This window comes from Nostoc sp. UIC 10890 (assembly GCF_054786515.1).
The window spans coordinates 1-5,420 of sequence record NZ_JBSGKF010000050.1 but is presented as its reverse complement, the minus strand read 5'-3'; the positions used below and the strand labels follow the sequence as shown (position 1 = coordinate 5,420).

General features: G+C 39.7%; 6 protein-coding genes. All 6 read right to left on the bottom strand.

Translation table 11 applies throughout. The features are described 5' to 3' along the window. A partial coding sequence (locus ACWATR_RS38465) for a hypothetical protein (RefSeq protein ID WP_460345193.1) occupies positions 1–637 on the bottom strand: 637 nt, incomplete at its 3' end. Continuing rightward, positions 634–1,800, bottom strand: a complete 1,167-nt coding sequence (locus tag ACWATR_RS38460) for an SMODS domain-containing nucleotidyltransferase (RefSeq protein ID WP_460345190.1) — start codon at positions 1,798–1,800, stop codon at positions 634–636. The genes ACWATR_RS38465 and ACWATR_RS38460, both read right to left, overlap by 4 nt. A 47-nt stretch (positions 1,801–1,847) precedes the next feature. Further along, positions 1,848–2,063, bottom strand: a complete 216-nt coding sequence (locus ACWATR_RS38455; RefSeq protein WP_460345187.1) for an SAVED domain-containing protein — start codon at positions 2,061–2,063, stop codon at positions 1,848–1,850. Further along, complete coding sequence (locus ACWATR_RS38450; RefSeq protein WP_460345184.1) at positions 2,056–3,084, bottom strand: hypothetical protein; 1,029 nt, start codon at positions 3,082–3,084, stop codon at positions 2,056–2,058. The genes ACWATR_RS38455 and ACWATR_RS38450 overlap by 8 nt, the downstream gene beginning before the upstream one ends. Before the next feature lie 272 nt (positions 3,085–3,356). Beyond that, positions 3,357–3,602 (bottom strand): hypothetical protein, encoded by a 246-nt coding sequence (locus ACWATR_RS38445; protein ID WP_460345181.1) that lies wholly within the window; start codon positions 3,600–3,602, stop codon positions 3,357–3,359. 74 nt (positions 3,603–3,676) lie between these two features. Further along, entirely contained in the window at positions 3,677–5,059 is a 1,383-nt protein-coding gene (locus ACWATR_RS38440) for an SAVED domain-containing protein (protein WP_460345178.1), read from the bottom strand. Positions 5,060–5,420 lie beyond the last annotated feature (361 nt).

Sequence of the window (5,420 nt, the reverse complement as noted above, 5' to 3'; positions counted from 1 at the left end):
ATTGAAACGATTCTACAAAAAATATATCTGGTTTTTTACGCAGAGGTACTAGGTGAACCAGTCCAACCGGATCAGGAATTTTCTGCCATTCAGTAAAGGACTCAGCACTTTCAGAGAAAGCAGCTGTTAAAAAATTCCCTACAGGAAAATAGGGAAGCTCAAATGGTTCACCCTGAGAAACGAGTTTATTTTCCGACGCGGCCACCAACCATTCAATAGCACGCCTAAAGTGCCATTCTAGTCTCCAGTAAGGATCGTAGGGTTCACTATGGTAGCCTTGACGACCTAAAGCATGAACACTGGTATCTAAGCAAAGTTTGCCCTTACGCCAAGGTACTTTATTATCGCCAAAACTATTAAAATTTTGGTGAGGAAAAGTATGGATAAGTCCATTTTTTTTTGCTGGATAAAATCCAATATCTCCCCAAGGGTACTCTGGACTAACGAGAACATACCAGTCTGTAGATTGCGGAATGAAAGGACTTGGTGGCGAATTAATATTTATACGGCAGTACAATGTCCATTTAGCTAATTGATCGCTCCATGTCCAGTCATATAAAAGTTCAACACATGATATACCCTCAAGAGTTCTACGAGCAGCAAGAAGCTCTGTAGGAGGTATTCTCTTATCACTCATGCGAATCTGCCTCCTCCTAGTTGAGTGACATCCTGCCGAGGTGTGTAGCCACCTCCTGTAGGATTCTTACCACCATTGCCACTATTAGGAGGGGCATCTGGAAATTTTTTACCAAAGAGTTTCTGCCAATATGCAACGCTTGTAGGAATGTCTGTTGCATTATATGCAAGACGAGCAATCTTTGCAGCTTCGCATACTTGACTGTGAAACTCCGCAAAATCCTCACCAGAAACACGTTTGAACACATTGTGTGATGGTACACCATGATCTGACAGGTTGGGAGTCATTTTATAAGAAGCGTATCCTTGATATTTCTCGGCAATAGTTTCGAGCGTCTTTGTAACCCCCTCAGCCACTGAGCTAATTCCGTCTGGACAGCACTGTCCTATCAAGTGTTCTACAGGATATCCTTTGGGGTACTTGGGAGTTGGATGGTTTATCCTTCGCCACCACTTCATCCCTTTAACAACATTAATGTAATGTTTATTACATCTACGATTTTTATCCCACGTCCACCTAATTTGCTCTAGGGGATGAGTATCTTGCCATTGTTGGGTATCACGATCAGGAATACGAAGGGGGGAAATCTTCCACTCAGTTTCTGTGCGTGCGGTATCCAAACGATACTTCTTTTCGGAGAATGAAATGACAGACCTCGTTTCTACAGAAACCCAAGAAGGTACTAAGCGCCAGTCTTCATCGGCTTCGGCTGTTTCAGGAGTATCATCAGAAATGATGCTATCAGTGGAGAAGATCCCAATTTCACTTTCGGAGGGCGCTGATGTAATTACTAAATCCAAATCAACGTATGATAGTTCAATCCCAAAAGAACGTCCTTGTGGTTTATATTTGCCTTTGTAATGCTTTTCTAGAAATGGGACAAATAGTTCAAGTGCATTTTTAGGTGTATATTCATCTTCACTTAATTTAGTCACCACAATGATATCAATATCTGCCCGTTTTTCCCCTTGAGGACGAATGGCGGTTGCACGACGGTAACTACCTTGTAAAAATGTTGTGGTAATAATCGAAGATAGTACTGCATCTTCCTTAAGTCGTTGCCGTAATGTCTTGTGACCAGTTTTATAATCATCAACATGGTTGCCTTGAGGACGAATAGCAGCCAGAAAATCATTAAAGTAGCTTGGCAATTCCATACTCATTTATGTTACAAGAAAGCTTAATTTTGGCTATTGATCTTTTTAGACATTCAAGGAGGCGGGAACTTCAAAGATGGCTGATATGCACCAGGTATGTTGCGATCAAAATCATATTCGTAAACGATGCATGAACCAAAGCTACGAGCAAGTTGACCAATGAAAAAAACTAGAGCATTTGGTGCAGCGATAAAAATATGTAGCACTCCTTGACGTTCAAGGGTAGGGTGTTGACTTTGTATGGAAATTGCTAAAAAAACTTCATACAATTATTGTGTCGTCGATTGAGGTCGAAAATACAGTTTTTCTTTTTGAGAGCATGGACTGACCAAAAACTTGAGATGACCAGGACTGAAGGTCAAGATAGCGAACATTTTCTAATGCCTCCTGAACCACAGAAGCTCCCAGATTCATCGTACACAAAGAAATATTCAGAACCATCTGACCTATCTGTTTGAGAGGACATCTAGAGGAAAAATGTTTGTATTTACCAAAAATAGATTCAATCACATCAGAATTCGCCAAAAAAGTTTTTCCTGTGGGAATGAGAGAACTTTCGATTGTAATATATTCAAGAATATTGTCTTGAAAAACCGAAATAAAATTAGTTGACGTTGAGAATTGGTTCTTCTCAAACTCAATTCTTGATTGTTGGTTAATTCCATTGATTTTAAGTTGCTTCTCCAAAGTCCTAGTCATCAAAACCATTTGACCCCACAAGTCAATAACTTCCACATAATCTCTTAACCAACCAAACTTCATAATTAATTTTTGATTGAGGATTTCTTTTTCACTGTTGGGTACTAAATTATGTAAAGTATCGATTGGGCAATTCAAAAGCTTCTGCGCCCAATCAATTAACTTTTCAACATTAAAATAACGGCATCCAGAACGTTGAGATGGAGGAGAGAGAAATGATAGTTCTGTTTGTTGGAGTTGATGTCGGCACTGGTTACATTTTTGGATAAAAGATTGATATTTTTCCGAGGTGGCTAACTCATGTTTAAGTAATAAAGCCATTGCATGAGTTACATCATAGGTATAAATAACAGAAGGATATTTTGAAGAGTAAAGTTTAATTCCTTTTTCGAGGTCACTGCCATGATCTGCTATTATTTGTATTGGGCAACCAACTATATCAGTCAGTTCACAGAGCTTTTGTTCAATTAATTCCCCTCTTGTTGAGTCCATAATTTCAAGTGCTAAGAGTTGGACATCATGGTGTTTTAGCCCTTGTTTTGAACGAAAAACGGCTGATTCCAGATATTCTTGAGCAACTCCTAAAATCACTAGGCATTTTTGCTTTCCTAATTCTACTGTTAGGTCAATAATAAAAATCCAATCAGTTCGATATTCTTTTACTCTTTGAAGCTCATATAACCCAATCCTTCCTAACCAATTTCTCACACTACTGAAACTCGGACTCTTATCTTCTGAGTCCGATACTTCCCACTTCAGGTTTTTTTCGATTCCTCGTAAACTACTTCCAGAATCAATTGCTTGTTGTACTGCTTTTTGTATTGTTCTCAGGCTGTAATGATGCCCAGTCGCTGTGACAGTTTCTATTTGCTCCGAAACTTCTTCCCCTTTTTTTGTGCATCAACTGAGTTGGCACGAAGTATACGTAATTCTTTTTCTGCTTTCACAGCACGCTTTTTCCATTTCTCCCGTGAAAGCGATAAATCTCTAATCTTTATTTCAAGCGCTCTCAGCTTTCGTTGCCTTTCAAGCGCTGTTTCTTTCCAATTCTCTCGACTTTGTTTAAACAGACGAATCAATCGGCTCGACGAACTTTTTAATTCTTTCATTAACCACCAATTTACATTGGATATTTTTAGATATATATTCTGTATGAAGAAATATCACCTCAAAACACCCAAAGTCAACACCCTAGTTCAAGGGGGGTACGATCATTCTTAAGACGAGACGACAAGTGATCGGCCAGCAGTTTAGCGTGATTTGCATCCACTATGGCTTGTGAGCTAGCCCCTTTAGGAAGTGTATAAGAAAAAATACGATGAACTGGCAGATGTTCTTGTGCAATATATACTTGAACGTCTGAAGTAACTAAGTGAGTTACAGAGAGAGCAAGAGCTACATCTGTGCCTTCTTCCAATATCAATTCTTGAGTAAAAGTCCAAGTAGGATAATGATCTGGATTAGACTGCGGAGATGGTTGCCAAATTTCTTGTCCAGTTCCGGTAGACTGGATGAGTGCGACATTAATCCCAGACTTTGAGTTAAGGCAATATCCAGTAGCAAAAGCAATTGATGCATGGGTGTGAAGATGCAAATGGCAGCGATTACCAGGACGCAAGTTACTGGCGAGAAAACTATCTACTGCCGGGTATATTTGCTGTTGCCAGAGTTCAGGAGACCGAATGCTACGACCATTAAAGTATCGAAGCAGATCGAGCATGGCATTAGTTTCATCTTCTAAGTTTTCAGCCCACCGAAGAAAACTGCGAATACCAACACGGTAAGCATCAGGTTCAGGAATAGAATGCCCCATCCAGAGATTCTCCCTTTTGCAAATTACTTCGATTTCCTCTCGCGTAAATTCGGTTTTTCTTAACTGCACTAGTTTATGTACTAAATCATCATAGGGATTACACAAACGCCCGTCTTCAACCTGAACAAGTCCTGCTCTGTATAATTTATCGTTGAGTAACCCACCGATTTCTTGAAGGGTTCGTCCTTGACGAATCCTCAAAGGACGCAAAATAGTGCAAAGCTCTTCGTCTGTTTCAATTTTTAAGTGTTCACGCCAAGCAGCACGTAGCTTGCCAAAATTGGACTTGGAACCACCTTCAGCCAAGCGATACCAGTCAAGCCTGCCATCAGTTTGGGAGTGTACTTTTGCCAGAAGATCATCAGGATGAATCTGCCAAGGTGAATAAAGTATGAAATGTGCTTCAGTTCCTTTAGGAGCATATTGTGCCTGAGCGTTTTTTAAGCGCTGAAGTATAGACACTGATGTTGCATTAATAAAACTAGGGTTCATCATGCCTTCCCAGGTAAAAGCTCCCGCCGAAGTGACGTGAAATTTCACTTGGTAGTATTCAGCGCTGAGGGGATTTCCCTCGTCATCTTCCATACCTTGGTAATAGACCACAACATCATCAAATGATTTAATATTGTTAGCTTCATAACTAACACGCACAACTTTTGTACGCTCACTAAAAAGACGGCAAATTTGAAACCAGAACCATCGTGCTTGATAATCATCTCCTTGAATACGAGCAGCGATCGCTCCTCTAGCCATAGTTAATTTTCTCTATCTAAATTGGCAATAGCTCTGTGGCGGATATTGTCTATCTCAAAATCTTGGCACTAACAACAAGCGTTGTTATGCTACATATAGCTTTCTGTATAGTTCGGTATATTGAACCGGGTGCTACGTGTATACTTTATTTTTTAAGGGTAACACAACGTATTCTAAATTAACAAATATTGAATACGTTAATTTTTTATAAATTTATCCAAATTCAATATATTGTGTTTGTAGTGATAATAAAGCAACAAAGAGGAGATTAATTGGGCGAGGGTAACTGCAATGACTGTTATCAATGGATTCACCAGACAAGAGACGATTGCCCTGGCTGGAACTACATCTAACCGCTTAC

Bases quoted from the DNA above. Each gene is read 5' to 3' on its own strand.
- ACWATR_RS38440 (WP_460345178.1), bottom strand. From the start codon at position 5,059: ATGGCTAGAGGAGCGATCGCTGCTCGTATTCAAGGAGATGATTATCAA.
- ACWATR_RS38445 (WP_460345181.1), bottom strand. From the start codon at position 3,602: ATGAAAGAATTAAAAAGTTCGTCGAGCCGATTGATTCGTCTGTTTAAA.
- ACWATR_RS38460 (WP_460345190.1), bottom strand. From the start codon at position 1,800: ATGAGTATGGAATTGCCAAGCTACTTTAATGATTTTCTGGCTGCTATT.